Here is a 25,256-nt window from a genome sequence, read left to right as displayed (position 1 = left end):
AAGCGGTTTCTTTTATGAAAACATAGGATTATGAAGTTCTTTCCAGTAGGAAAAAACGGTATAAAAAAATCTGATAACTTGGCCGTTATCAGATCCAAATCATCTGACTTAGTAGTCAGACTTAGTATTTAACAACGCTTCACCCTAAACCAGCCATCATGAATAGATTTGTAGAAACCAAGATTTCTAAAAACATAATACGATGAACCGATCCTTTTTCATGCGTTGTTCAAAAGAAAAACGTGACGAACAAAGGCGTCTTTCTTATGCAATCATTTTAGCATTGTTCTTTCTTCTCGACAATGTTCATCGTATTTCAGAGAAATGGATACTCAACAATTTACGATGAGCCATAGAAAAGAAGAGAGGAGGATATAGCATGGAAGTATTGAGAAATCTTTATCGAGACCAATTAACGGAAGCTCCGAAACGGGCCTCTCAGATCGAGAGAACCGGATACAGCAAAGAGCTAGGATGGATCTTTGTCTGTCAGGAGTTCACACAACCACGTGCCATCCGTACATACCGCTCACTCTTTGGGGCAAAAGAAAAGTATACATATTTCACACCGAACACTTTTTACCGCAATGACCAACGTCATGCGGGCTCTTTGCGTTGGTTAAACGCCATGGTGATCGATATCGATGTCAAGACGCCGCAGAATGCAGGGATGATTTTCCCGGACGTCATGGACCGGGTTACGAGTGCAGGCCTGCCGACACCGTCTCTCGTCGTCAAGACGCCATCAGGTGGTTTTCATGTGTATTGGTACTTGAAGGAACCAAGACGCGCATTCCCAAAAGTGGTGGATCATTATAAACGCGTCCAACGAATGATTGCTGAAGAGATGAACGCGGATGTTCAAGCGATAGGCGCTGAACGTTGGTTCCGGTTGCCGACAGAAGAGAACACCGTCCTACGCTCGGTAGAACGTGTCTCCTTTGACGACCTTTGCGACTGGTTGACCGAACAACAAGAGAATCAGTCGAAGAAAGGTAATGTGGCTTTAGGATCGACGGATTTATTATCCCACCCAGCAATCTTAAAGCTATTAGAAGGCGTGGAAGAAGGCCAACGTGACAATACATGCTATACCCTTGCTCTCGCATACAAGGCTGCAGGATATGAAGAAGATCAAGCCTTATCGTCACTTTATTGCTGGAATGAAAAGAATAGCCCCTCACTTCGCCAAATCGAAGTCAAACGGAAAGTGAAGAGCGCCTTCAAGCCTGGTTCTCCGCTTGGACCTTCATCGTATTGGATCGAGACATTGTCTGGTATCGAATTCAAGTATCAAGTCTGGGAAGGCGCAAAACCGCGCGAAGAACGTACATATAGTCATTTAGACGAATGGAAAGAAGACATCCTTGCAGTTTTACGCAAAAACGGAGGGTGTATTTGTGATCCTCAAAGAGAAATAATCAAGTTGGTGCAATCTTCGGTAAATTCAAAAATTACTTTATCCTATACTACATTCAAGCGTGCCATTGAAGAATTGATCGAAGAAAAACGTATTGTAAAAGATGTAGAAGGGAGAGGTAGAGCAGCTAAAACAACTCTACAAATCATAAAAGAGAACGTCTTACCATTTTTTCACAAAAAGACATTTTTTAATGGGTCCAACTCGTATACATTTATAGATAGGGTGGTTGGTTGGTCCCTTCCTCTTATCATGGTACGTGAAATACTTAATCCTGGGAGGCAGTATTATGCAGATAGCAGTTGATAATTTTCGTAGCTTTGCTTATACGGAGTATCTTTGTTCTTCGGATCTTAATGTTTTTATAGGTCGTAATAGCTCTGGTAAAAGTTCGTTATTACGTTTATTTCCTTTGCTAAAACAAACTTTTGCAAATGACACTAGTGAACCTTTTTTGTGGTATAGCCCTGATTATGTAGATTTCGGAGAATATGCTAATGTAGTGGGTTCAGATTCTTCTAAACCAATTTCTTTTTTGTTTAATTTTAATTTAGCTCCCTCTTATTTTTATAATAGTAATAGAATGTACAACTTAATTTCGCTTTTTTCTACAGATGAATTATCAACTAAGAATTACTTTGATATTGTTCATGATCTTGATGAATGGGATATTTCTCTTCAGGTTGATGCATTAGAAGATTATATATCTAAAGTCACTTTAAATTTTTTAGACATGCGTATTGTACTCAATTTTAATAAACATGTATTAGAATCATTTAAAGTGAACACTCAAACAATTTATAATAATCGTATTCATAAAAACTCTAAAATAGTGCCTCATAAGAGAAATTTCTTTTCTTTAATAAGACCTTCTTATTCTAAAATGCACCAGGCAAGTTTTGTTAGTGATAATAATGATGATACGAGTGTAAAGAACAATGAATCTCTCTCGAGAGCTAGTTTTTCAGAACTTTTTATCAACCCACGTATAATGGAGTTATTTGAAAAAATCTTTCCGAGTTCTGAGATAACGTATGAAGAGATTGAGTATTTTTTTATGGATGATTTTTTGTTTTTAGACAGAGAGTACATAGAAGAATTATTTGAAGAACATGTAAACATAGACTTATATAGAAATGAGATTGATGAATTAATCGATCTTTATGTAGCTTCTTATACTAATGATTTTTTATTAGCTATTGATAAATATTTTGAAGATTATTTCTCTAAAGTGAAATATATTGCACCTCTAAGAGCACCAGTTCAAAGGTATTATAGACTTCAAGGTATATCTTTGTCAGAAGTTGATCCTTCCGGATTGAATATTCCTATGATTATTGCAAACATGAATGATAAGGAAGTCAGAAAATTTACAAAATGGACCAAAGAGAATTTTGGTTTTTTTATCACTCGGGAGATGACACCTGGACATGTTTCGATTTTAATAGGCGTGGGTCAAGAAAAGCCACGTAATATAATTGATTTAGGCTTTGGATACTCTCAAATACTGCCTATAATCGTAGAACTGTGGCATACATCAATTCGAGCAAACTCAAATCGGAAAAATCAGATTAATGTTCCATATACTATTGTAATTGAGCAGCCTGAGCTACATTTACATCCAGCAATGCAGGCTGATTTTATAGATGCTTGTATAAATTTGATTCAAAACATCGAAGATAATGGTGTAAAAATCATTATTGAAACTCATAGTGAAACTATAATAAATAGAATTAGTGAGTCAATAAAAAAAGAAAGATTAAATCATGATTCTGTCACGATTAATATTGTTAATCGTGATGAAGAAAATAATTCATCGGTTAATTTAGTTGAGTTTGACTTAGATGGCGATTTTACTGAATGGCCAATCGGATTTTTTGCAGCGGAGTCACTTAAATATGATTATAAAAATTGATAAATCTCTCATTCGCTATGTAACTGAAAATTCTCTTCAAAATAATCAAGACATAATAGATGGCATTAACTCTTTTTTGAAATTAAGCTATGATGAGCAACATCTGGTAATCATTGATTTATTGGTGATTGATTTTTTAAAAGAGAATTTTGAAAATGAAATTGATAAGAGCTGTTTGCAAGCATTATCGAATATAAGAAATAGGGAAGTGGGTGTTAATAAAGAATATTTAAGATCATTTCCTATTCATATAAACGTAACTGTTGATGAAGAAATAAAAGTTAATGAAGTTAGAGTAGTTGAAAATCCGTATTACCCAGAAGGGAAAATATTTGAAATTAACATCTATTCTTTATGTGACTATCAGTTTTTAGGTGAAAAAGTCTCTATACTTTCAGAATATGATACTGACGTTTCTTTTTATTCATTAATAGGCAAAAAATTTCTACACGAAAATTATACAAACTTAAAATTTAAAGATAATAAAATCAATCCTGGATATGGGGGAAATATAAAAAAAGCAATTGAAGTAGCGGTTAGAAACCAAGAAAAAACTCTCATTATATGTGATACAGACAAAAAAGCTGAAAATGAACCTTTGGGTAATGGATGTACTCTTGAAAATGTTGAAATTGAATATAAAAAATTTAAAGATAGTAGCATTCTTCATTTGTTGTCATTAGATGCTCATGAAAAAGAAAACCTTATACCTGCCTCTTGGTTACAAGAATTAAATATGAATAGAACATATTGTGTTAATGTGCTTAATCTAGAAAATACTGAATTCAGTGATAGGTTGTTATTTTTAGACTTTAAAGAAGGATTGACTAAAGAAAAATACCACAGTAGTCCAATCATAAAAAAATATTATGATCCAGCCATCCAAGTATTAGGTATCGATTTAAATAGCTTACAAGACAAAGAATATATTTTTTCCAAAATTCATTCAAAGCGTTGGGATGATTATGCAAATGAAATCCTCAATAAAAAAGAACTAACTGAATTTCCAGATTATCTGAAAGATAATATTAATAAATTAGGATTGTTTATTAGTTGTTGGATTGTAAGCGGGAGAAAGGATACCAATAAAGCAAAGCAATATATTTTATAAAGAATAATTAATTGTCCAACGATTTTTATTTAATATCGTTGGACTTTATATATTTATAAAAAGTTGAACGTGAGATTTGTAGTGTTGCGGTTATGTCCTTAACCGTCATCTTGGCTTGATACATCATCAATGCCCGATTAATAATGTCCTTATCAATCGGTTTTCTTCCTCCTAATTTACCTCTTGCACGTGCTGCTTGAAGTCCAGCGTTCGTACGTTCGCGGATCAATTCACGCTCCATCTCTGCCAACCCAGCCATCATAGTGAAGAATAGTCGTCCGGCAGCAGTAGAGGTATCGACACCGAGTGTAATGATTTGAAGATTGATTCCGCGATCCTTCAAATCATCAATCAAGTCAAGAAGCTTCTTTGTGGTTCTCCCTAACCGATCTAGCTTCCAGACGACCAGAGTATCACCTTCTCGTAAATAATCTAAGCACTTCTCAAATTCCGGTCTTTTTTTAACACTGGATGCCTTCTCTTGAAAAATTTTAGTACACCCAGCTTTCTTAAGTTCATCTAGTTGCGAGTCCAAGTTCTGATCAAGGGTTGATACTCGTGCATATCCAATTTTAGTCATAAAGCACCTCCGTTTGTAGGTTTACTCATTAATCATAGCAGAAAACGAACATTGATAAAAAGATGAGTTAATGGACAATTGGTGCCAAATAAAAAGAGCTAAGTTAAGCCCTTTTTATTATTACGTGAACTAATAAACAAATATGTCTTTTTAACGTTCGTTTAAAAGACATGTTTGTTTGTCTAATGATAAATATTCTAAAAGTTTTTTTGATAATAGACTCGCATTGCATTTTAATTAGTTATAATTTAGATACAAAATATGAGGGGTGATTCATTTGGGTGAAAATGTTCAATATTTCAAAGAAAAGTTAACGTTAGAAATTGGAGAAGTAGCAAGTAATCAAGTCCTTCAGACGGCTTCAGAGGTTTTTGAGTTTTCTCCTAAAGAAGGTGAACATAAACGAGTTTTAGGGTTACTTTACGGATTAGTGCAAAGTGGTAAAACGAATATAATTAATATGACAACAGCTATAGCAATAGACAATTCTTTTAAGCTGTCTATCGTTTTGACTGACAGAAATAATACGTTGCAAACTCAAACATTTGGAAGATCAGAAGATGCATTAATTACACCTTATATTCAAAAGATTTCAGAAATAGATGATGCTGATAAAGAGCTTCTAGAGACCTATATTGATACAGATGGCTTAGTTATAATATCAAAAAAAGATCCGAGTGATTTAGCTAAATTGGATAAAATTTTATCATTGCTTACTGATGCTTCGAATATTCCTACATTAATTATTGACGACGAAGCGGATGCAATTGGGTTAAATACAAAACAACGAAATGAAGATGTGGAGCACAGTATAAGTGTTGTTAACGAAGCGTTGGTGAAGCTACGAGAGTTTTTCACAAGCCACCTCATGTTACAAGTGACAGCTACACCTCAAGCTATTATCCTTCAAAATGATATTGAAGGTGGTTTTCATCCGGAATTTGTAGTGCTTTCTAAAGCTGGAGAAGGTTACGTAGGTATCGATGAGTTCTTTTCAGAGGTAAATTCCAAAAAATATATTCGGAATGTGGAGTTTGAAGAAGTTCAAGGGTTGAAAGAGGTAGTAGATGAGAACGAGTCAATGCTACCAGATGGATTATTGTCTTCATTGAATACGTTTATCCTAGCTGGAGCAATTAAAATACTTGAAGAACCTGATGCCCCAAACAATCAGTTTACTTATTTAAGTCATATAAGTCATTCTCAAGATGTTCATCAAACATTAAAGAATATGATAAAGATTTATATAAAAAATTTAATCTTAGCATTGAAATCACCTAAGGATCATCATATTAGAGCTAGTATTTTACAAGGGTTGAGCAATGCTTACGAAGATTTAGTTAAAACTTGCCCAGACATTCCAGAGTTTCCAAAAGTTTTAGAGGCTGCAAATAAAAATATTACTTCACACAGTGTTCTGGTGGTAAATTCGAGTCAAAATGGCGCTCGAGATTTGACATTCAATAAAAAATTTAACTTTGTTATCGGTGGAAATCGTTTAAACAGAGGTATCACATTGCCCCGATTATTAGTAACTTATTATGGTAGATTCACTAGAAGACCACAAGTGGATACACTATTTCAACACGCTCGTATGTGTGGGTATAGATCTAAAGATTTAAATGTCACCAGAATTTTTATCCCTGAAGAGTTGGCAGCTATTTTTGAAACAATCAGCGACCATGATAGAAGACAACGGGAACTTATCGAATCGGGTGAGTTTAGAAGTATATTGTATTTAGATCATGACGTAATCAAACCAACTAGACCAAACGTAATTCCTAAAACTGTTGGTATTTATAAGCCTGGGAAATCAACTTTTCCTAAAATACCAGAATTCCATAAGAGTGAAATCGAACATACAACAATTTATATCGATAGCAAATTGCATGTCCTTCCTTGGAGACAAGTAATATCAGTAGATGTGTCTTTAATATCTGACATTTTGTCTAAAATCCAAGTGATTTCTTCGGGAAGTTGGAATGCAAAGGTTATTTGTTCGTATTTGAATACGTATTACAGTGAACATAATCCTAATAAACAAGTAAATTTAATTATTACCGAAGGGAATTTTGGGTTAGCGACAAGTAGAGGAAGTCAGTCTCTAGGTTCGGTACTAAGTCCAATCACTCAGGCTTTAGTTGATTCATCTGATAAATCAATTCCATTGGTTGTTTTAACTAAAAACCCCGGTACTAAATCAGAGTGGGATGATACGCCTTTTTGGATTCCCTGGTTCCGTTTTCCAGAGAACGAATCTCATGTTCTATTTAATTTCGAAAACTTTTGATTGTAATTTTTTAAAAAAAGTAAAAGGAGCCATCGTCATCTGAGACCATGGCTCCTTTTACTTCTATTCTTATTTTATTAATAAAGCGTCTGGAATAGTAACAGCTTTTTTACCTTTTAAATTATTTAGTTGTAGTTTAGGTGTTGCCTCAATTGAATCGTATTCTATGCCAGCAAAAGTCTTCAAAATCGCCTCGAAAACAATTTGAGCTCCTGCAGGAGGAACGGCCATACCGATTTGTTTTCTTACCTGCTCCTTGCTACCAATAAATACGAAATCATCCGGGAATGTTTGGAGGCGGGCCCGCTCACGGTTTGTCAAAGCACGTTCTTCTTCCCAGTGATACATATGCGTACCGCCGCCACCGCTACCTGTCACAGTATATGCTGGACGCTTCGGATCTAATCGTTTATAAATCGAGCTTAGGCGTGCACCTTTAACGTTTAACCGTAAATGTTCTGGAATTCCTAAGTACCAAGCGTTTTCGCCTGGTGGAATATGTCCAAGCATCTCTACCACTTTACTAGAATGTTTAGTGAATTCGTTATTCATCGCATCTTCTGGAATCGGAGGATGCAAGATCGCTTCACTTGCTGTCTTCACGTTGTCGAGCGTATTAAGCGGTGCTGGAACTTTAAATTCGAGTCCTTGGTTTGCTAAATCCTGACGAATCCCGACGATGATGATGCGGTGACGAGCCTGAGGGACGCCATAAAGTTCAAATTTGTAGAGGTGAGGTGTCAATACATAGCCGCACTCTTCAAGCTCAGTCAAGATCTGAATGAACGCTTTGCCTTCGTTGGCACTTTGAAGACCACCGACGTTCTCAGCGACGAAAAATTTTGGTTGATACTCTTTCAAGACTTTAACGCCATAAGAATAGAGAGGTCCGAACGTACCATTCAGTCCATGCTTTTCACCTACTTGGCTGTAGTCATTACATGGGAATCCGAATGCGAAGCAATCGATGTCACCCAGGACCGACTTGTCTCCGATTGGAAGTTGCTCGACGGGCCCGTGGTGGACGGAATTATCCTCAATGTCATCACAAATGTTGAAACGAAATGTTTTACAAGCTTGCTCATCGTAGTCATTTGACCACTCATGTACGATTCGGTACTCCTCATTTGTCTCTGGATGAATCACGCGTGCATTTTTCGCACCAAGAGAAAGGCCACCTGGACCATTAAATAGTTCACCTTTTTTAAATATCATAATAAAACTCCTCACTTTCAACGCTTTCAAAAAAACGAAAGTATGTTCTTGCTTACTCATAAGCCTATTCTACATCTCTTTTTAACAAATAGCAGCCCTAAAGCTCAAATTGTAAAAAACTAAAATACAGACAGCCATCAAAGTAAAATCATTCAATGTCGAATGATTTTACTTTGATGGCCTGTTGTAATCTGAATTTGGCAACGGATACCTAAGAGGGGGAGGAACAATTGAAAGATAAGCGCCTTAGAAACTTAAGAGAGTTATGTGAAATGTACCTTTGTTCGAGTTTCATCACAGAAGAAATCATAAGTGCTTTCAAAGAACATCTGGCACAAAAAGACATCAGAAGGATCTTATCAGAGAAGACAGGACGAGAACTCAATTCGATTTATCGAGACGAACGTGCCGGGAACGTCTTCAATGCGATCATGTTGATTCGATACTGGAAGGCCGCACTAGAAATGAAAAAAGAGTTGATCAATGGAACGATGTCTTCTTTTACAAAAAACAGTAATCCATCAAATATCTCGATTCTCGAAATCGAGGAAATCATTAGAAAGTATGCAGAGACTATCGAATCGGTATCTGAACTGGATGGTGAAATTGAATTTGATGAGGCAGTCGAAAATCATTTTGATGTCATCTATCGAGTCGTCGAATATTATGAAAAAAATCCATTGCCGGGAAACCGAATGGTCAAAAAACAACTATTGATTGAATTGAATGAACGACCAGACATACGAGAACGGAAAAATAAAATGAGAACCGAAAGGATGAAACGATATGGCTGAACGTAAAGTATGGTTTATCACACGACCGGAGAGAGATCCTCAATTCCACGCGGAGGCCGTCACTGCATTGAAAGAGGCGACAGACAATTTTACGAAGAAATGGGAAGGGAACCGAGAACTGCACAAGCACTATGAATCGGTCCTCGCTGCACATGGCTTAAAGCGTAACAACGTAAGTAACGACGGGTCAGGTGGACGTACGTGGTGCGCGATGTTAAAGACGTTCTCGTATTGTTACATCGACAAAGAAGGATTCGTAAAACCGACTAAGGTAGGGAAAGCTTTAGTAGATGGAGTCCAACCGTATGAAAATGTGAAGAAACAAATTCTTACGCTTCAAATCCCGAATGCCTATTTCATGGAAAAAGGATTCCGCCCGAAATTCGAAGAGGGATTTCGTATTCGCCCGGCGCGCTTTCTAATCAAACTCGTACAACGTGCAGATCTTGAGTATCGTCTTTCTAAAGAAGAAATCACGTATTTTGTTTTGACCGCTCAAAAAGATTCACAGGAACAAGAGGTTGCCTCAAAAATTCTATCGTTCCGAAGTGCGTCTCCAGAACAAAAAGAATCAATGAAGCAAGAGGTCGCAGTTCACTACGATCATCGTGCCCGGAACGACAAGGCCGCTCGCGATTACTATCAGGCTCATTCAGACGTTGCCCACACATTCATGTTGCTGTGTGAGTATACAGATCTAGTGGAGTATCAAAGAGGAACGTCGATTCTGACAACAGAAGCGTCTTTGGTCAAGACAGCGATGGAGAGTATCGCTTATTACGATTCGCGTTACCCGTTCAATACGCGTTACCTCATCTCAGTGGAACGGATGGCCCAGAACAGTGGTCTAGACGTCGATAGCTACAAATCAAATGAGTTTGGAGACATCAAGCCCGCCAATAACTCGGCTAAAATGGCCAAAAAAATTGAAGTCGCTTTAAGTAAAATCCCTAATCCCACAGAATTGACAGATGAAGAGTTGCTCTCTCATTTCGAACCTATCTTCGGGAAACGCGATGCACTGAAAGCCGTGAGTACGGTTCGAGCCGGAAAAGGATCAATGAACCATCTTTCTGAAGAATTTGTAGAGAGATATCTAGGGGACATGACGCATAATGAATTTGAACGAACGACCACTGAAATTTTGAAGGCAATCGGCTTCGAGACAATCTATCAACCTAAAATTCAGGGTAAACAGACAGAAATCGAAATCCTAATTCGTTCAGGTTCCATTCATGGCATCATAGACACCAAACACTATCCGAATGGGTTTGGATTAACGCAACAACTCGCAAATTACATGGCATCTGAGTACATCCAAAACTATATGATTTATGACGAAAGTACGCTTGATTTCTATGGGTATGTCACCTCTGGAGGTTTCACGGGTGAGAAAAAATTAGAGTCGATCACGTCGCTGGCGGAAAAATTAACAGGTAAAACGATTGAAGGATTAATGATCACGCGTGAAGTGTTGATTGGTTTCCTTGACTATTGTTTGGAGAACCAAATCCCTCGAGAAGAACGGGTCCGTCTATTTATTGAGAATGCTAAAAACAAAGGATTCAATGATTTGAAGCAATTTGTATAAATCAAGATACACATCTGGTTATACAAGTGAAGCTAGTCAAGAAGGGAAGAGCACAATCGCTCTTTCCTTTTATTTTTTGGAAAGTCGAGGAGCGACACTTCGTTTCGCGACGCAGACTTCGAACAACCGCTAGGGCGTTAGTCCATCGATTGTTCCACGTGAATGATTGTCTCGAACGGCATATGGATGATACCGTCCCGCTGATTCGCCAGCTCGACGGTCCGCTCCATGTAGTTCGTCCGGTGCACGAACCCCTTGAATCGTCTCATTTCCCTCTCCCCCACATATCTTACCTCCACCATGTACCCACTGAAAATCGCGTCATTCAGCACGTTCTCATAGACCGATAGGACCTGTTCATCGATGTCGGGCATCTCGATCTTCTGAATCTTCTTGTAGTATTTCGTCAGCAGCGCCTTGTGCTCGGGCATGAGGAAGGGAATCCATTTCAACTCACCTCGGTCACGATACATCGTCATCACAATTCCTCCTTTCCATAAAACGAACGTTTGTTCTTATTTTATACCCGATTTATCTCGTTTGAACAGTCTTTTTCGTGATCGGTGATCCGTGCGTCCTGTTTCCGTACTCTAGCTCGCTGGTCGTCGATGCAAGGGACGTCAAAAAAATGACGCGCCCTGCGGCCCGTCTTCCTTCGCTTTTGGCTCAAAGCAAAGCTTTTCGCTCGTTGGCTAAGGAAGCCAGGACCTCCGTGCGCTCTACGCATTTTTTTGAGGCTCTCCCTGCGGTCGCCCTTGCACCGTCTCCCGACGCTCGCTTCGTTTCCGTCAACAGGACGCACAACGGTGTTCGTTCTGAGGTCGGCTTATCCGAAAGGGGACAAACTATCATGGAACTCACATCCATCATCGAGGTCATTCGTATCAAACAAGAGATTCGCGAGGAGATGGTCGCTCTCGAGCACGCGACGCTCCGCTCACCGGCGTGTGCCCGGTCCATCGCGGCACCGTTCATCGCCGACGACGACCGTGAGGTCTTCCTCGTCATCATGCTCAACACGAAAAACAACGTTATCGGCGTCCACCGGGCGCATGTCGGGAGCGTCAACTCGAGCATCGTCCATCCACGGGAAGTGTTCAAATGTGCCATCTTGAACAACGCTTCTTGCCTCGTCGTCTGTCATCAACACCCGAGCGGGGACCCGACCCCGAGCCGGGAAGACATCGAAGTGACGGAACGCTTGTACGAGGCCGGACAGCTCGTCGGTATCCCCGTGCTCGACCATGTGATTCTCGGGTCGGACGAGTCGTATGTCAGTCTGAAACAACGGGGCTACATGGGTTAAAGAGAAAAGGGATGGAATGGGGCCGGGGAACGGTCCCGGTCCGTCTGAGAAGGGCAAGGACGAAAAACGTACGTTTTTCTTTGACGAGACGGGCGACTCGCGTTGCTCTCGCCTGGATCCGTAGAGCGGGATCCGGGAGAAGGTTCGTTTTCGCATGACGAAAACGGTGATACGGGATGCAAGCATCAAAAAAGAACCTGTCGTCTTCTATACGCAGGTCCTCTGTGTCGTTCTGAGTTGTATCGTCTTATTTGATTTCAATCGTCTGTTCGCCCAATTCGTCACCGCCGATGCCTTGCGTGGCTACCAAGGTGACCGGTGTCTCCAAGTCGTCGAGCTCATAGGCGACGGCGTTCGAGACCGTGCCGTCCTGTTTGATGGTCTCGAGCTGACTGTCGAGGAACTGCTCGTCCGGCAGCATGCCGACCTCGAGGGTGTTGACCGCGTTCGGGTCATTGTCCTGAATCGCTTCGAAAACGACTATCCAGGCGCTCATCGGGGTGATGTCTTTCCCGGTCAGGTTCGTCGTGTCATACCAGATGGCGAGGACCGCTTTGTCGCTATACTCGTTACCAGGCTCTCCGGGTGGGATCACTTTCGTCTCGGTGATCTGAATCTTAAGGTCGTTCAGTATGGCCTCCCCGTCCTTGAAATAGACGTCGCGTTCCGCCGGTGCGTCCTCTGTTGCATCCTCCGTCGTCTCAGAGCTATCCAAGGGTGTATTCGAATATGAAGTGATGCATGTCCATTGGCTCATCAAGTACCGGTTCGAGGATTGGGGCGTGTCTGAGGACGGGGCATGGGAGAAGGAATGGTGATCCGGGCTCATGCGTGAGCGTCTACCGCCGACTGGCAAAGTCGCTCATCGCACCGATACCCCCCTGACGGCCCGATAACAAGAACTGCTTTAAAACGCATCTCTACGTTCCTGGACCTTTCTGACGGGAGGCACGGAGCGTAAGGACAACGTCAAAAGCAAGGGTGTGGGCGTGACTAACGCCACACGAGGAGCGCCAGGAGAGCTGGCATTTTTATGACTATTTTGACGCCTTTTAGATCAAGGCAACGTCTTCGCTTGGTCATCGTGTAACAGGAACTTATAAGTTAACAGAATTCAATTAGAAAGAGGGTGTTTGCTCCTCGTTTGATGGGAGCAAACACCCTCTTGGCTTTTGTAGTTTGAATTTTTATAATCTTATACCCTTTACGACGTTATCTTTTTGTTATTTTAATTTGTTCAAACTTATGCACATAATCATCCGGTAAAGGTAATCGCCCGTTCTCATCCATTCGGTATTCTTTCCCTTGAATGGTAAAAAGCGTATTTTCGTCGTGGCCATATTTTCGCCAGTCTTTCTCCTTCATTGCCTTGCTTTCGGGATCAACATCGTGGACGACCCCATAAGGACTAAGACGATAGCGAGTTGGCTGATTATTGACGGTAAATGGTTCTTCTGTGTTAATACCGAAACTGATCAATTCCGTGTAAACATCTTCTGCCTCTCGAGCCGTATAGAGGTGTGAAGGATTACCTGTACGGACAAACTTTTGAAAGTCACCTAAGAACTGTCTCTTTTTCTCAAGAAAGACACGTTTTTCATCTGACATCTGGTTATCAAAAATCAGTGCTTGAACGTGGTTAGAGCTTTTCTCTTCATTGAAACGAAAATTGATGACCCCATACTTAGTTGGTACGCTATACACCGAACTTGGGTGGATAGTGAGGTTCGAGTTTTTATCTACTGCTAAGAATTGTTCATCACCCTCATGTTCGAGATTGACTTGAGAAGGCTTATAAGAGGTGATAGATTGTTGGGTTGACAGACTTGCTTTAGCGTTACTCTCATCATTTAGACGAGAAGCTATATTCTGAAAGATGGATTGATTATAATTCGAGATTTTAAAGTTAGTCATTGTTCAACCCCTCATATTATTTTAGTTCTTTTTTATAGTACATCCAAATCGTTGGGCTCAACGTATACGTTCCTGAAGAATTAAGTCGAGCAGAGTGTTGGAATGAATAGAACTGCTTCATTCGAATTTGTGAGCTCTTAGCGACGTAATCAAGATTACTGGCATCATATAGTGGGAATCCGGTATGAATCCACGAAACTGTAGAGCTCGGACGAATGCTTCTCTTGATTGAGTAAAGATCAAGAAGGTAACGGTTTGATTCGCTTCCACCGATCGTCACACTAGTCAAAATCGCGTCATCTGGAATAGATGCTTCATTAGAAAGGTCGAAGTATTGAATACGACTTGCGTTTGATGTTGAAGTGATCGAAGAGCTGCCGAGATTAACTGTATATGGATTAATATTGTTGACGTAAAGTGGTTCTCCAACAATTACTCTCAAACTGTAAGGATAATCGGTCTTAAAATCTGTGTCAGAAGGATTGATTTCAACATAGTACCAGCCTGTTGAAGCAGTCTCAAAAGTGAGTTGTCTGTTTCCTTCTTCACCAACTTTTTCTCTCTTAGCTAGTGTAATTCCTTGAGCGTCGTAAATTTCAACTGCATACGTCTTTTGAGAAATCAATGTTAATTTTTCTGTTTGATTCATTCCAAGAAAGACTTTGTAGGTCCTTACGTCATCGTTGTTATTAATTGTAGTCAGATCGTTTTTTTCAGGAATAACAAAACTTGTACTGTCATTTCGCGGTAACTCTACCGCCTCTTCGAAAGTTGAAGCGTTCGCTGATAGAACAGGATTGAGCATAAACAAAAATAAAGTTGCAACAAATAAAATCTTTTTCATACATAATTCCCCTTATATCTTTTTTTATCTTCCATTTTTTATATCGGTTTCGAATTGGAATGTTTTAGGTTTTTGTAATGGTATTTCTTGAAAATCGGGTTATTTATGAATTTTTGTTTCTAGATTTACTGAAGAGCAGAAGAGGTTCATGATTTACGCGACAGGTGAGGAGTTCGTAATCTTATATCAGAACCAAATTAAATCCAATAACTAGACCGTTCAAAAATTGGGTTTGAAAAGGAATAATTCGGGCGGAACCGAAGGACGAAAAACACATGTTTTTCTTTTAAATGATGGGTGACTTGCGTTGCTCTCGCCTGGATCCATAGAGCGGGATCCGGGAAAAGGGGCGTTTTCGCAAGACGAAAACGGCATGGTTCGTGTGTGGATATAGCATGGTGTTTTATTCTGTCTCGTCATTTTTTTGATGAAATGGCAAAAGTGAAAAGAACGCTTGTTTATTGAAAATGACCATGTTTTCGAAACAAGCCCTAGGGCTTGTTTGAAACAACACCAGGGCTTACGTGAAATAAGCCAAGATGTTGCTTGAGTGGGTGCGAGGTATCATTGAGCTATCAAATGGAGAGGATGATTCAGATGGATAATTTTCAACTAGACCAACAGACGATGGACGAGATGACGGAGGTGTTGCTTCGACGCCTTCCTGACCGACTTCAAGAAGATTTTGACGACTTAAAACTCGTGAGCATGGATCTTCTTTGTGATGTGAAGGAAGGGGAACGCTTGACCCACCTCACCGTCTTTTTCAACACGAATATGATCCGACGGAATCGTCGTACATAAAAAAATGAAGGTTGTATACATGTATATATGTATACATGTAGATTTGTATACGTGTATACATGTATATAATTTCCTGGAGGCTTCATTTCTGTAAGTTCATGAACAAGGACTGAACTGGCTCTGGACGGGGAATCGGTCTTTAGAGAACCGGAAGGGAGGAGACGTGATGGAAGAGGGGCTGCTTGATGACTATGCATTCGAAGAATTGGATCCGTTCGTCCGGACAGTGTTCTCAGAACTGATGGAACACCCCGAGTGGATGCGTGTCGTCGACAAGGAACATTGCGTCGAGAAGGTCGTCCGGTTCGATGACGGACGGAACTCTCCTTACTTCCGGGTGCTGATCTATCTGGATGCAGAAGAGCGTCCGATCAAGAAAGTGTATCTCTACGGGACATGGGTGGTGGCGAATGGAGACGTCAGCTTCGTCGTCTCGGAATTATCTAAGGGTGTATTCGAATATGAGGTGATGCATGTCCATTGGCTCATCAAGTATCGGTTCGAGGATTGGGGAGTTTCTGAGGACGGGGCATGGGAGAAGGAATGGTGATCCGGGCTCATGCGTGAGCGTCTAACGCCTTAGGGCGAAGTCGCTCATCGCACCGCTGCCCCCCTGACGGCCCGATAACAAGAGCTGCTGGCTCACCGCCGCATCTCTATGTTCCTGGCCCTTTCTGACGGGAGGCACGGAGCGTAAGAGCAACGTCAAAAGCAATAGCATGGGCGCGTCTAACGCCACGCAAGGAACACCATTCGATCGAATGGTGTTTTTGTTTGGAAGCTATTCAATATTTATTTTATATCATTCATTGATATATATCATTAAACGATATAATATGAATTTAAGAGGTATATTAATTAATGATACAAAGGGGTGGTCATATTGCCGAGAAATGACACTATTGAACTTGGAGAATTAACTGATAGCGCATTCTACATTTTACTTGCGCTTACAGAAGCGAGACATGGGTACTTGGTTATGCAGTTTGTGGAAGAACTGACGAACGGTCGGATGCACATCGGTCCTGCTTCGATGTATACCGTGATTAAAAAGTTAGGTAACGCATCTTTGATCGAGCCGTTGGCAGGTGACGGAAAGAAAAAAAGTTATTTGATTACAGACGCAGGACGCAAGTTGTTAAAAGAGGATGTATTGCGCAGGCAGGCGATGGTTGAGGACGCACGCTTTATACTAGAAGGGGAGAAAAACTTATGAAACGAAAATACATAGCAAGCTGGGGGCTCGCATTGGCTGAAGACAAGGAAATGGATAAGCTGTCACGCATGGCTGCCAAAGGTTGGCATTTAGAAAAGTTTGATACTCTTGGTTATACGCTTTTCAAAGGCGAACCGAAAGAAGTGAAGTATAGTCTAGACTATCGAAAACAGCCCGATGAAGATTATTTCGAACTCTTTTCAGCTAGCGGATGGGAGCATGTAGCATCTAATGGGGGAGAAATTCATATTTTCAAAGGAGATTTAAAGGCGCGGCCCATATACTCGGACATAGAAACTTCCTATGAAAAGTACTCCTTCAAAGAAAATGAAATGAAGCGGGTAGTACAGCCCACATTCGTTATTTGGTTAGGGGTCACAATATTATTATTTTTGAGTTGGTCAAACACTATTACGGATTTAATTTCAGTCTTACAATTCATAGTTGCGATATGTTTAATTAGCACCGGTCTTCCATATCTCGGATTTCTTTTTAAACGAAAACAATTTGAGCGAAAATTATAATGTATCCTGCTTGATTACTTTATGTTTGAAGGGGCACGGATGCCCTTCAACAAAGATTTCGGTGGAAGAGATGAACAAATCATTCACGCTTTGATCGAGAAAATCAGGCTCGATAAAGTGAATCGAAAGCGTAGATGAACATAAAAAGACATCCTCTTAAAAAATGGAGGATGTCTTTTTATACAAGGCTTATTGTTTTAATTTCCGATTGTAATCATTGCTCGACCATCTTTTGTCGAATGACTATATATAAATTTAAAAATTAGATACAAGTGATTTTGAATACATCAATTTCTTCCCCTGAATCAATTCTTAGGGTTTCGACATGAATCCAATTTCTTTTTTTGTAATAGACAGATGCATGTTCCGTTCTTAAATAAAGTTCAGGGAATCCCAACTCTTTGACCACATCTATAGTTCGCGCAATTAATTTCTGACCTATCCCCCGGTTACGACACTCTGGCTTAGTGTATAGGGACGCAAGCCAAGGTCCATACATTTCTCTACTCTTTAGATCGTTTTCAAATATTGAAACCGTTCCTAAGCAATGCTCATTATCCAAGGCGATAAGTGTGATAGGGAATGTGTGGGTACCCGTATTTGAAAAGTGATCGAGTACATCATCATATCGCATAGTGCTTCCGGTATTTATTACGAATTCTTCATAGATTATCTCAGAAACTTCTTTTATTTTGTCAGGATGGCTTGATAGGAAATCAATTTTCATTAAAACGCTCCTTATTTATACGTTCTCTAGACTTAAATCATCTCTCTTTGATTCGTCAATGCTCGCTTCAGTCGTCTCGACGATCGTTTCGGTTTGTGGAGCAGTTTCTTCCACTTTTCTCATTCGTGGAAGACTGGTACATCCGGCTATCAGTAGTACGGCCAGAGGTAGGACTAAATAAGTGAATTTCATTTTCTACTCTTTCGTACATGGTATGTATAGGCGTATATACGTAGACAGATCTACATACACATTGACCAATTATATTCTCTGCATCCTCACGATGCGCCAATCCTTCAAGTTTTGGGCTTCCATGTGATTGGTGACCCGTTCAATCATTCTCATTTTTTCGGTCCGAGAAAAATTGAACGCATCTTCCGGGAGTTCCAACTCGACCTCGAGCGTGACTTTGACTTTCTTTTCCCGTTTGTTGAATCGACGAAGCAGGTAATGCTCAAGTTCATCGATGACTTCCGCGTCATCGATTCCATCAGAGGACTTCAAAGCGATGTTCAACCAAGGGTTGAGTCGATCGATGTACGCTTCAAGTTCTTGAGGTGTCGTATTTAAGTATGTCCAAAGGTGATCAAATCGCAGTGTTTCCGTCTTGTAAAACAGTCTGATCCACTCTTGAAGATTCATGAGATCACTCCTTTTTGATTTAAGTGTATCTCGTGTTATGTATGGCAAACAGTGACGAGTTTATGTACAAATCGAACATGGTTCTTGAGAACCTTAGGATGTGATGCATGTGCGCATTGACTCATCAAGGGTCGGTTCGAAGGTTAGGGTGTGTCCGAGGACGACCCGATTACAAGAGCTACTGGCCATTTCGAACAGCAGACACGGAGCGTCGGAACAAATACCGTGCAATTGTAAATTATTTTTTGGGATAATAGCCTTGCGAATAATATATGCTGGGAAAGGAGAATATGATATCCAATATTTTAATCTAGTAATCAAAAATCACCCTGTTAAAATTGGATTATAAGTCCATTACAGAGTGATTTCTTTTAATTAGTTATGTCACAAATTTAAACATCGCAATATTTAGAGACTGGCATGTAGCTATTAGCGTTATAGCAATCAACAATTGTTAGGGTTACTTTAAAACTTTTTTTAGTAGCATCGTAATTAGATAGATGATTGCTAATAGCGCAGTCAACATTACTCCTGCAGTGAGAAGAAATGACATTTTAAGCGCCCTCCTTTATTACCTTAAAATCGAGCTTTTAGAAATGTTACCTTTCGCATCCGATTCCACGTTAACTCTCAAGTATTTCTCTTGTAGTTTAAGACCATTACCCTTAATCGTGATTCCAAGAACCGCGCTACCTTCTTGATAAGCTATGCGTCTTGAACTACTTGGTTTTTGAATTTCACTTTTCTTTTCAACAATGTTAATCAGGATTCCGGCGATATGCTCTGTTTTCATGTAGTTACCAGTCCGTCTAGCAGTTACGGTTTTTCCATCATAAGTGAACTCTGCGCCAATATAAGCAGTCACGAGCTTTAAGTTTTCTGCGGTAACGTCGTAAATTGTTCTTGAATGTGAAGCATTTTTAATTTTTTGGGAAGTAGCTGCGTGTGCTGTTTTAAAGAATAGATTATCGACAAACGCGAAAAAACTTAAATCTGTATTCTCTTGCACGTCGATCTCTTCAGAAACAGAAAATTCATCGACTACAACATAATTATCTTCAAATGTAATACGAACTTGGTCATTAATATCGACAATTTTGTTTTCTATGTTTGTAGTCAATGATACAGGTTTTTCTTCTTTGACTAGTGTGGCGTCCACTTTTTCTTCAATGCCATTAATCAGAGTTTCTTGTGAATTGTCTATCAATGCATCCAGAATTAAATCTTCAACTGGCTGAGTAGTAGAGTAAATTTTTGTTTCGATTTCGGAAATGATTTGGTTTCTTTCATTCTGAATTTCTTTTATTTCTTGATTGTTAAACTCTACAATTACATTGTTGGTTGGCAAACTTGTAGTCGAGTATGTTTCTTCCGAATTTGCGCTAGTTGAATCAGGTAAAATTATACCAGAAAATAATACAAGCGCTACGATAGACATCTGTAGTTTTTTAAACATTAAGCACACCTCTTTCTAGTTATAAAAACCATAGTACCTTATATATCCTTATTTTTCTATACCGAAATAAAAAATGGATATATATTCATTATCGTGATTTTTTTGGTTGGTGTAATTTAACCTTCACCTCATTTACTCTAAAACTTATGATAGAAATAATTAATTTAAAATAATGATTATAGTGTTATTTAATGAAATAATCATTGTGTTAAAAGAAGGTTCATAATTTCTACGATTGACGAAATATGTGAAATCTTATTCAAGAACAAGCTCACGACTCACAAGGAGACAGTCCGAACCTGGATACATAAAGGCGTGAGCCGAACAGCCCCGCTCGAACGGTTCGTCATGTTGAATCCAAGTCAAGGGAACCAGGGCCAAGACGACCGAACATTACAGCGCTGCATCTCTTTCGCTAAAACTTGGGGCTACGACGGCATTAAGGTCGTCAATCTGTTCGCTTTTATCTTGACAGATCCGTGCAAACTCAAGGAACAGGCCGATATATCCGTGACGCAATTCAAAGCTCTGACCGCGTTGTCGTCGCATGGAGTAAGACCTTTCAAACCCCATTTGTTCCACTGAACCATCAGAACGATATTAAAGTACCCAAACGGACCGTGCCTTAGGCGACAGGTTTGAAGGAAGGTATGTTCACGAACAAGTCGGATGTCGGCTTGTTTGACGCTCCGGACTGGAAAATGTGAGCATATAGAATTGTCTGGCATAAAGTGAGCACGCGCGAAACAGGGTTGCCCCGCTGTGCATGACAGTGAGGGTAGCCCTGTTTTGATACACCCCTTATAATTTCCGTTGATGTATCCTCTAGATGTCGGTTTACGAGTGGAGACTCTTCTGTGCCTGTTTTGCGATCAGCTCTTTTAACTCTTGAACCGAATAGGCCGGTTTCCGACGATGGAGCATGGCGTGACAGTTCGGGCAGACCGGCACCAGGTCATCGATTGGATGGACCTCGTATTCTTCTTTGATCGTATGTAGCTCTTTCAAATGTTGGACATGAATATACTCTTTCCCGATTGATCCATAAACGTCGACAAAACTGAACTCACATACGACGCATCGATAGCCCTTTTCGTTCAGACATTCTTGGCGTGCTTCAATATTTCGTTCATAGGCGTTCACCGTGACCTGTTTCACAGCCCCTTCTCGGTAAGAAGAGAATTCCAGTTTCTTAGCGTCCTTAAAATCTTCTGGTTGGCCCGGAATTTGCTCGATCGGTGATTGGCGGATCGTCTGTTTGACCGCATTGAAGGTAGCGGGATTCAATGGCATGGACGATGCCTGGAACCCTTCAAACAGATATGCGTCATATTCGTTTTCCTCGACCTCCCACTCCTCTAAAAGAATGGGATCAGCATAGAGGGAATGGACGTATCGAATCGGCACATGGTATCGCTCTGTCCGGTCATCCGTATAATAGAACTCGTCGTGAAGCATGTCTTTGAAAGGTGCACCCGTGATTTGGACGATGGCATATATGCCGCGCCCCATTCTAGGGCGGCCTTGTAGTTGTGACTTCGTCCGTTGGTCGTGTCCGACACGAATCACGCCGATCTGCCCCTCCTCGAACCAGTCCTTCTGCCAGCTCGTGATCGAAAAGCTATCGATCGTTTGACCTGAATGCAAGAATTCGTCAATCGCCCATTTGTTCGGATTGCAAAAAAACGTCCAGTATCCGGTCGGTAACACTTTCTCTGACGAGATGATCCCCTTCTCTTTCCATGTCTTCACCTTCTCACGTCTGAATGCCTCATCGGTCGTGAAACGATATTCATGCCCTTCATGGAGCCAGCTCTCGCCAAGATAAGCGCCATATTCGATGGTCGTAAATTTTAGATGATCAAGATTCAAATGCTCTTTCAACCATTTAGCGGCGCACTGGATGGTCGGTAACTCGGCCAGCTCTTGCCGGTCCCTGTAAATGATGATTGGTTTGTCTCGTTTATTAATGGCGAGCGGTTGCCGTAACATGATAATTTTCATCCTTTCGTTTACCCGATATCTGTAACCTACAGCAAAAAAACACTAGGGGTAAAAATAAAAAATGAATATTACATATATAGGATTATAATAAAGGTGCATTGGATAATTTTACAATAAAATATTGAACGGAGAGATAGATGATGAAACACATGTTGAAATTGGGAACTGCATTCGTATTCAGTGGTGCATTGTTGTTGTCACCCTACGGGGAAGCATCGGCCGCTGCGAGCATCAAAGTCCATTACATCGATGTCGGGCAAGGGGACGCCATCTACATCAAGATGCCAAGCGGTGAGGACGTCATCATTGACGGTGGGAACAAAGGAAAAGGGGATGCCATCGTCGCCTACCTCAAGAAGCAAAAAGTCGACGATATCGAGGTGTTGATCTCAACACATCCGGATGCGGATCATATCGGCGGATTGGACGAGATTCTGGACGCCTATCGCGTCGAGAACATCTACGCACCGAAAGTGAAGCACACGACCCAGGCCTACAAAGACTTCCTTCAAGCCGTCAAACGGGAAGGGAAGACCATCAAAACGGCACAGGCCGGCGTGAAACTGCCGATCAAAGGTGTTAGTGCGAAGTTTGTCGGTCCGGTCAAATCCTACTCGAACAGTGACTTGAACAACTGGAGTGCGGTCCTTCATGTCACATACAAGAAGAACACGTTCTTGTTCACAGGGGACGCGGAACACGTTTCTGAGAAGGACATGATGGCCAAGAAGCAGACGCTCCGGGCGGATGTATTGAAAGTGGGCCATCACGGTGCCAAGACGTCGACAAGCAGCACGTTCCTGAACACGGTCAAACCGAAGCATGCCATCATCAGCGTCGGGAAAAACAGCTATGGGCACCCGACGTCCGAAGTGGTGACGAACTTGAAGCGACAAAAAGCGAACACGCTTCGCACAGACAAGAACGGCACGATTATCATCACGGGGAACGGCTCGAGTTATGCCGTGAAAAAATCCAAATGAAGAGACGACGGGGAATCATCGATCGATTCGAAGGGGACTTGGCTGTCGTCGAATTCGGAGAAATGATGGAGGATATTCCAAAGTCACGGCTCCCTGAATCGACGCAGTCGGGCGATGTGCTTTGGTTTTACGAAGATGGACGAGTTGAGATGGATACAGGGGAAAAAGAACGGTTATCAAAAGAAATCGATGAGTTGATGGATGAGCTTTGGGAGGATTAATCTTCTTAAAAATCAGCGCAAATTTGTTAGGCAAAGTACGAAAAATATGACGAGGGAGAAGTCTTATGAAAATCAGAATCGCAAAACCATCTGACGCCTATCATATTGCAAAAGTACAAATAGATAGTTGGCAATCGACATATAAAGGCATTTTATCAGAAGATTACTTGAAGGACTTAAACTATAAAACCAAAGAATTGAAATGGTACAACATTCTCCAAAATCAAACGGTCTATGTGGTCGAGAATTTAGATGAAGAGATCGTTGGGTTTGCACATGGAGGGCCGTCCGAAAAAGCAGTTTGTCCGACATTTACAGGAGAGTTGTATTCTATTTATCTACTTCAACACTATCAATATCAAGGACTAGGTAAGTTGTTATTTGATGCAGTTGCATCAGAATTGGTGAATGAAGGATTTTCCTCTCTGAAGGTTTTTGTTTTAGATCAGAACCCCAGCAGACTTTTTTATGAAGCATTGGGAGGTAAGGAAATAGAAGTTACTTCAGTTGAAATTCACGGAATTGATTATCGAGAGATTGTCTATGGATGGGAAAACATAGGGACAAAATTATAACCTAAAAAATCATATAATTATACGATGAAATTAAACGGTGAGCATGACTCCCTGACGCGGTTCGACCAAGTGATGTACTTTGGTTCTACAAAGATAAACGAATAGAAGTAGATATAGAGGAAAAGCAAGAGTTATCAAAAGAAATCGATGATTTGATGGATGCGTTTTGGGAAAATAAAGGGGAATGTAATATGAATTTACATGAGTTTGAGAAAACGATTAAAAAACTTTTCAGCTCGAAATTATTAGAAGAGCATGACGACTACGGTTTTACCAACACTTCAAATGACAACATTAACAAAATTGGCTATGCTACTAACCTTTCACTTGAAACTATTGAACAAGCGAGTCAACTTGGGATTGATTTAATTGTTACCCATCATGATGCTTGGGATTTTCTTTACGGTCTAAGAGAAGAATGTGTAAAGAAGATGCAAGAACATAACATCAGTCACTTTTGGATTCATTCTCCTTTAGATTATGTTGAATTCGGAACCTGCACATCTTTAATGAGAGTATTAGAAGTTGATAAAATCACGAAATATTCTTCATACAATAGAGAAGATGGAGATTTTCCTGGTATTGGAGAGTATAGCAATCTGCTTGATTTTAATCATTTTAGAGAACAAATGTGCATTAAATTAAATGAACCAGTACGGGCATGGAAAAACAATAATAAAGAAGTCCAACGGATTGGGATATTAACAGGAGCTGGCCATTCTTCGTCTATTATCCAAAAAGCAGTTAATGAAGGTTGCGATACATATATAACAGGAGAAGCTACTTTATACACGATTCAATATGCAGAATTCGTAGGAATCAATCTATTAGTGGGAAGTCACACCTTCACAGAAATCTATGGAGTAGAAACATTGGTGCAGAAAATAGTGGAATTAAATTCGGACATCATTGCAACAGAACTGAAGGAAACTCACTTCGAATTAAATCATTAATTGATTACAGAAAATCCATTTTCGAAACAAATTTTCCTTTTCATTAATTAGAATATAGTATCAATGACCTTCAATGGATTTCAAAATCGACTTTTTAAATCTGTTGTTTTTTAAAATCATGATTCATCAGATCGTTTTTGACGTTTTTAGGGTTGAAATTAAAATAGCTTA

Annotated in this window: 26 protein-coding genes; 16 read left to right on the top strand and 10 right to left on the bottom strand. The window is 40.3% G+C overall.

Annotation, left to right across the window (positions count from 1 at the left end; genetic code table 11):
* The first annotated feature begins 379 nt into the window (after positions 1-379).
* Genes EVJ22_RS13505 through EVJ22_RS13495 form a run of 3 tightly spaced genes read left to right on the top strand, consistent with a single transcriptional unit; the run spans position 380 to position 4,446 of the window.
* Positions 380-1,726 (top strand): primase C-terminal domain-containing protein, encoded by a 1,347-nt coding sequence (locus EVJ22_RS13505; RefSeq protein WP_131444116.1) that lies wholly within the window; start codon positions 380-382, stop codon positions 1,724-1,726.
* A complete protein-coding gene (locus EVJ22_RS13500; protein ID WP_131444115.1) occupies positions 1,710-3,335 on the top strand; it encodes an AAA family ATPase in 1,626 nt (541 codons plus the stop codon). Before EVJ22_RS13505 ends, EVJ22_RS13500 begins: the two co-directional genes overlap by 17 nt.
* The gene (locus tag EVJ22_RS13495) at positions 3,319-4,446 is read left to right on the top strand and encodes a hypothetical protein (protein ID WP_158625535.1); all 1,128 of its coding nucleotides are present in this window, start codon (positions 3,319-3,321) and stop codon (positions 4,444-4,446) included. Before EVJ22_RS13500 ends, EVJ22_RS13495 begins: the two co-directional genes overlap by 17 nt.
* A 25-nt stretch (positions 4,447-4,471) precedes the next feature.
* On the opposite strand, the gene EVJ22_RS13490 is transcribed toward EVJ22_RS13495, so the two are convergent.
* Positions 4,472-5,026: a recombinase family protein gene (locus tag EVJ22_RS13490; protein ID WP_131444113.1), complete on the bottom strand. Its 555-nt coding sequence runs from the start codon at positions 5,024-5,026 to the stop codon at positions 4,472-4,474.
* Positions 5,027-5,303: 277 nt separating this feature from the next.
* On the opposite strand from EVJ22_RS13490, the gene EVJ22_RS13485 reads away from it, so the two are divergent.
* Entirely contained in the window at positions 5,304-7,316 is a 2,013-nt protein-coding gene (locus tag EVJ22_RS13485; protein WP_131444112.1) for a Z1 domain-containing protein, read from the top strand.
* Between the two features lie 69 nt (positions 7,317-7,385).
* On the opposite strand, the gene EVJ22_RS13480 is transcribed toward EVJ22_RS13485, so the two are convergent.
* On the bottom strand, positions 7,386-8,531 hold the full coding sequence (locus EVJ22_RS13480; RefSeq protein ID WP_131444124.1) for a DNA cytosine methyltransferase: 1,146 nt from the start codon (positions 8,529-8,531) through the stop codon (positions 7,386-7,388).
* A gap of 230 nt (positions 8,532-8,761) precedes the next feature.
* Between EVJ22_RS13480 and EVJ22_RS13475 the strand changes: the two genes are divergently transcribed.
* Complete coding sequence (locus EVJ22_RS13475; RefSeq protein WP_131444111.1) at positions 8,762-9,325, top strand: hypothetical protein; 564 nt, start codon at positions 8,762-8,764, stop codon at positions 9,323-9,325.
* A complete protein-coding gene (locus tag EVJ22_RS13470) occupies positions 9,318-10,916 on the top strand; it encodes an AlwI family type II restriction endonuclease (protein ID WP_131444110.1) in 1,599 nt (532 codons plus the stop codon). Before EVJ22_RS13475 ends, EVJ22_RS13470 begins: the two co-directional genes overlap by 8 nt.
* Positions 10,917-11,053: 137 nt before the next feature.
* Here EVJ22_RS13470 and EVJ22_RS13465 read toward each other — a convergent pair whose 3' ends face one another.
* Complete coding sequence (locus tag EVJ22_RS13465) at positions 11,054-11,395, bottom strand: YolD-like family protein (RefSeq protein WP_233589721.1); 342 nt, start codon at positions 11,393-11,395, stop codon at positions 11,054-11,056.
* A 371-nt stretch (positions 11,396-11,766) separates the two neighbouring features.
* On the opposite strand from EVJ22_RS13465, the gene EVJ22_RS13460 reads away from it, so the two are divergent.
* The gene (locus EVJ22_RS13460) at positions 11,767-12,222 is read left to right on the top strand and encodes a JAB domain-containing protein (RefSeq protein WP_131444108.1); all 456 of its coding nucleotides are present in this window, start codon (positions 11,767-11,769) and stop codon (positions 12,220-12,222) included.
* A 247-nt stretch (positions 12,223-12,469) separates the two neighbouring features.
* Here EVJ22_RS13460 and EVJ22_RS13455 read toward each other — a convergent pair whose 3' ends face one another.
* The 3 genes from EVJ22_RS13455 to EVJ22_RS13445 all read right to left on the bottom strand — a co-directional run bounded on the left by EVJ22_RS13455 (position 12,470) and on the right by EVJ22_RS13445 (position 14,980).
* Positions 12,470-12,937: a DUF5067 domain-containing protein gene (locus tag EVJ22_RS13455; RefSeq protein WP_233589720.1), complete on the bottom strand. Its 468-nt coding sequence runs from the start codon at positions 12,935-12,937 to the stop codon at positions 12,470-12,472.
* Between the two features lie 497 nt (positions 12,938-13,434).
* Positions 13,435-14,136: a hypothetical protein gene (locus EVJ22_RS13450; RefSeq protein ID WP_131444106.1), complete on the bottom strand. Its 702-nt coding sequence runs from the start codon at positions 14,134-14,136 to the stop codon at positions 13,435-13,437.
* A 16-nt stretch (positions 14,137-14,152) separates the two neighbouring features.
* Entirely contained in the window at positions 14,153-14,980 is an 828-nt protein-coding gene (locus tag EVJ22_RS13445; protein WP_131444105.1) for a hypothetical protein, read from the bottom strand.
* A 597-nt stretch (positions 14,981-15,577) separates the two neighbouring features.
* On the opposite strand from EVJ22_RS13445, the gene EVJ22_RS13440 reads away from it, so the two are divergent.
* The 4 genes from EVJ22_RS13440 (at position 15,578) to EVJ22_RS13425 (ending at position 17,524) form a co-directional block, all read left to right on the top strand.
* Positions 15,578-15,784, top strand: coding sequence for a hypothetical protein (locus EVJ22_RS13440; protein ID WP_131444104.1), 207 nt, complete (start codon positions 15,578-15,580; stop codon positions 15,782-15,784).
* A 166-nt stretch (positions 15,785-15,950) separates the two neighbouring features.
* The gene (locus EVJ22_RS13435; protein WP_131444103.1) at positions 15,951-16,334 is read left to right on the top strand and encodes a hypothetical protein; all 384 of its coding nucleotides are present in this window, start codon (positions 15,951-15,953) and stop codon (positions 16,332-16,334) included.
* Positions 16,335-16,658: 324 nt separating this feature from the next.
* Entirely contained in the window at positions 16,659-17,000 is a 342-nt protein-coding gene (locus EVJ22_RS13430; protein ID WP_370246373.1) for a PadR family transcriptional regulator, read from the top strand.
* Positions 16,997-17,524 (top strand): DUF2812 domain-containing protein, encoded by a 528-nt coding sequence (locus EVJ22_RS13425; RefSeq protein WP_131444101.1) that lies wholly within the window; start codon positions 16,997-16,999, stop codon positions 17,522-17,524. The genes EVJ22_RS13430 and EVJ22_RS13425 overlap by 4 nt, the downstream gene beginning before the upstream one ends.
* Positions 17,525-17,786: 262 nt before the next feature.
* On the opposite strand, the gene EVJ22_RS13420 is transcribed toward EVJ22_RS13425, so the two are convergent.
* From EVJ22_RS13420 to EVJ22_RS13410, 3 genes are all read right to left on the bottom strand, one after another.
* The gene (locus tag EVJ22_RS13420) at positions 17,787-18,251 is read right to left on the bottom strand and encodes a GNAT family N-acetyltransferase (protein WP_131444100.1); all 465 of its coding nucleotides are present in this window, start codon (positions 18,249-18,251) and stop codon (positions 17,787-17,789) included.
* Between the two features lie 261 nt (positions 18,252-18,512).
* The gene (locus tag EVJ22_RS13415) at positions 18,513-18,893 is read right to left on the bottom strand and encodes a hypothetical protein (RefSeq protein ID WP_131444099.1); all 381 of its coding nucleotides are present in this window, start codon (positions 18,891-18,893) and stop codon (positions 18,513-18,515) included.
* A 571-nt stretch (positions 18,894-19,464) separates the two neighbouring features.
* Positions 19,465-20,349 (bottom strand): hypothetical protein, encoded by an 885-nt coding sequence (locus EVJ22_RS13410; RefSeq protein WP_131444098.1) that lies wholly within the window; start codon positions 20,347-20,349, stop codon positions 19,465-19,467.
* Between the two features lie 315 nt (positions 20,350-20,664).
* On the opposite strand from EVJ22_RS13410, the gene EVJ22_RS15735 reads away from it, so the two are divergent.
* Entirely contained in the window at positions 20,665-20,934 is a 270-nt protein-coding gene (locus tag EVJ22_RS15735; protein WP_131444097.1) for a DUF1643 domain-containing protein, read from the top strand.
* Between the two features lie 252 nt (positions 20,935-21,186).
* Here the strand turns inward: EVJ22_RS15735 and EVJ22_RS13400 are convergent, their stop codons facing one another.
* Positions 21,187-22,341, bottom strand: coding sequence for an HNH endonuclease (locus EVJ22_RS13400; RefSeq protein ID WP_233589719.1), 1,155 nt, complete (start codon positions 22,339-22,341; stop codon positions 21,187-21,189).
* A gap of 149 nt (positions 22,342-22,490) precedes the next feature.
* On the opposite strand from EVJ22_RS13400, the gene EVJ22_RS13395 reads away from it, so the two are divergent.
* The 4 genes from EVJ22_RS13395 (at position 22,491) to EVJ22_RS13380 (ending at position 25,085) form a co-directional block, all read left to right on the top strand.
* Positions 22,491-23,336: a ComEC/Rec2 family competence protein gene (locus tag EVJ22_RS13395; RefSeq protein WP_233589718.1), complete on the top strand. Its 846-nt coding sequence runs from the start codon at positions 22,491-22,493 to the stop codon at positions 23,334-23,336.
* On the top strand, positions 23,333-23,557 hold the full coding sequence (locus EVJ22_RS13390; protein WP_131444094.1) for a DUF3006 domain-containing protein: 225 nt from the start codon (positions 23,333-23,335) through the stop codon (positions 23,555-23,557). The genes EVJ22_RS13395 and EVJ22_RS13390 overlap by 4 nt, the downstream gene beginning before the upstream one ends.
* 65 nt (positions 23,558-23,622) lie before the next feature.
* Entirely contained in the window at positions 23,623-24,132 is a 510-nt protein-coding gene (locus EVJ22_RS13385) for a GNAT family N-acetyltransferase (protein WP_131444093.1), read from the top strand.
* Between the two features lie 191 nt (positions 24,133-24,323).
* Positions 24,324-25,085, top strand: coding sequence for a Nif3-like dinuclear metal center hexameric protein (locus tag EVJ22_RS13380; RefSeq protein WP_131444092.1), 762 nt, complete (start codon positions 24,324-24,326; stop codon positions 25,083-25,085).
* Positions 25,086-25,256 lie beyond the last annotated feature (171 nt).

The organism is Exiguobacterium sp. SH0S7 (assembly GCF_004337195.1).
Classification (GTDB): Bacteria; Bacillota; Bacilli; order Exiguobacteriales; family Exiguobacteriaceae; genus Exiguobacterium; species Exiguobacterium aurantiacum_A.
Note: the sequence above shows the minus strand (reverse complement) of the source record. Positions and strands in the feature narration are given on the sequence as shown.

Bases quoted from the DNA above. Each gene is read 5' to 3' on its own strand.
- EVJ22_RS13500 (WP_131444115.1), top strand. From the start codon at position 1,710: ATGCAGATAGCAGTTGATAATTTTCGTAGCTTTGCTTATACGGAGTAT.
- EVJ22_RS13490 (WP_131444113.1), bottom strand. From the start codon at position 5,026: ATGACTAAAATTGGATATGCACGAGTATCAACCCTTGATCAGAACTTG.
- EVJ22_RS13460 (WP_131444108.1), top strand. From the start codon at position 11,767: ATGGAACTCACATCCATCATCGAGGTCATTCGTATCAAACAAGAGATT.
- EVJ22_RS13480 (WP_131444124.1), bottom strand. From the start codon at position 8,531: ATGATATTTAAAAAAGGTGAACTATTTAATGGTCCAGGTGGCCTTTCT.
- EVJ22_RS13470 (WP_131444110.1), top strand. From the start codon at position 9,318: ATGGCTGAACGTAAAGTATGGTTTATCACACGACCGGAGAGAGATCCT.
- EVJ22_RS13465 (WP_233589721.1), bottom strand. From the start codon at position 11,395: ATGACGATGTATCGTGACCGAGGTGAGTTGAAATGGATTCCCTTCCTC.
- EVJ22_RS13380 (WP_131444092.1), top strand. From the start codon at position 24,324: ATGAATTTACATGAGTTTGAGAAAACGATTAAAAAACTTTTCAGCTCG.
- EVJ22_RS13450 (WP_131444106.1), bottom strand. From the start codon at position 14,136: ATGACTAACTTTAAAATCTCGAATTATAATCAATCCATCTTTCAGAAT.
- EVJ22_RS13440 (WP_131444104.1), top strand. From the start codon at position 15,578: ATGGATAATTTTCAACTAGACCAACAGACGATGGACGAGATGACGGAG.
- EVJ22_RS13415 (WP_131444099.1), bottom strand. From the start codon at position 18,893: ATGAATCTTCAAGAGTGGATCAGACTGTTTTACAAGACGGAAACACTG.
- EVJ22_RS13505 (WP_131444116.1), top strand. From the start codon at position 380: ATGGAAGTATTGAGAAATCTTTATCGAGACCAATTAACGGAAGCTCCG.
- EVJ22_RS13400 (WP_233589719.1), bottom strand. From the start codon at position 22,341: ATGTTACGGCAACCGCTCGCCATTAATAAACGAGACAAACCAATCATC.
- EVJ22_RS13390 (WP_131444094.1), top strand. From the start codon at position 23,333: ATGAAGAGACGACGGGGAATCATCGATCGATTCGAAGGGGACTTGGCT.
- EVJ22_RS13395 (WP_233589718.1), top strand. From the start codon at position 22,491: ATGATGAAACACATGTTGAAATTGGGAACTGCATTCGTATTCAGTGGT.
- EVJ22_RS13425 (WP_131444101.1), top strand. From the start codon at position 16,997: ATGAAACGAAAATACATAGCAAGCTGGGGGCTCGCATTGGCTGAAGAC.
- EVJ22_RS13445 (WP_131444105.1), bottom strand. From the start codon at position 14,980: ATGAAAAAGATTTTATTTGTTGCAACTTTATTTTTGTTTATGCTCAAT.
- EVJ22_RS13410 (WP_131444098.1), bottom strand. From the start codon at position 20,349: ATGTTTAAAAAACTACAGATGTCTATCGTAGCGCTTGTATTATTTTCT.
- EVJ22_RS13435 (WP_131444103.1), top strand. From the start codon at position 15,951: ATGGAAGAGGGGCTGCTTGATGACTATGCATTCGAAGAATTGGATCCG.
- EVJ22_RS13385 (WP_131444093.1), top strand. From the start codon at position 23,623: ATGAAAATCAGAATCGCAAAACCATCTGACGCCTATCATATTGCAAAA.
- EVJ22_RS13420 (WP_131444100.1), bottom strand. From the start codon at position 18,251: ATGAAAATTGATTTCCTATCAAGCCATCCTGACAAAATAAAAGAAGTT.
- EVJ22_RS13495 (WP_158625535.1), top strand. From the start codon at position 3,319: ATGATTATAAAAATTGATAAATCTCTCATTCGCTATGTAACTGAAAAT.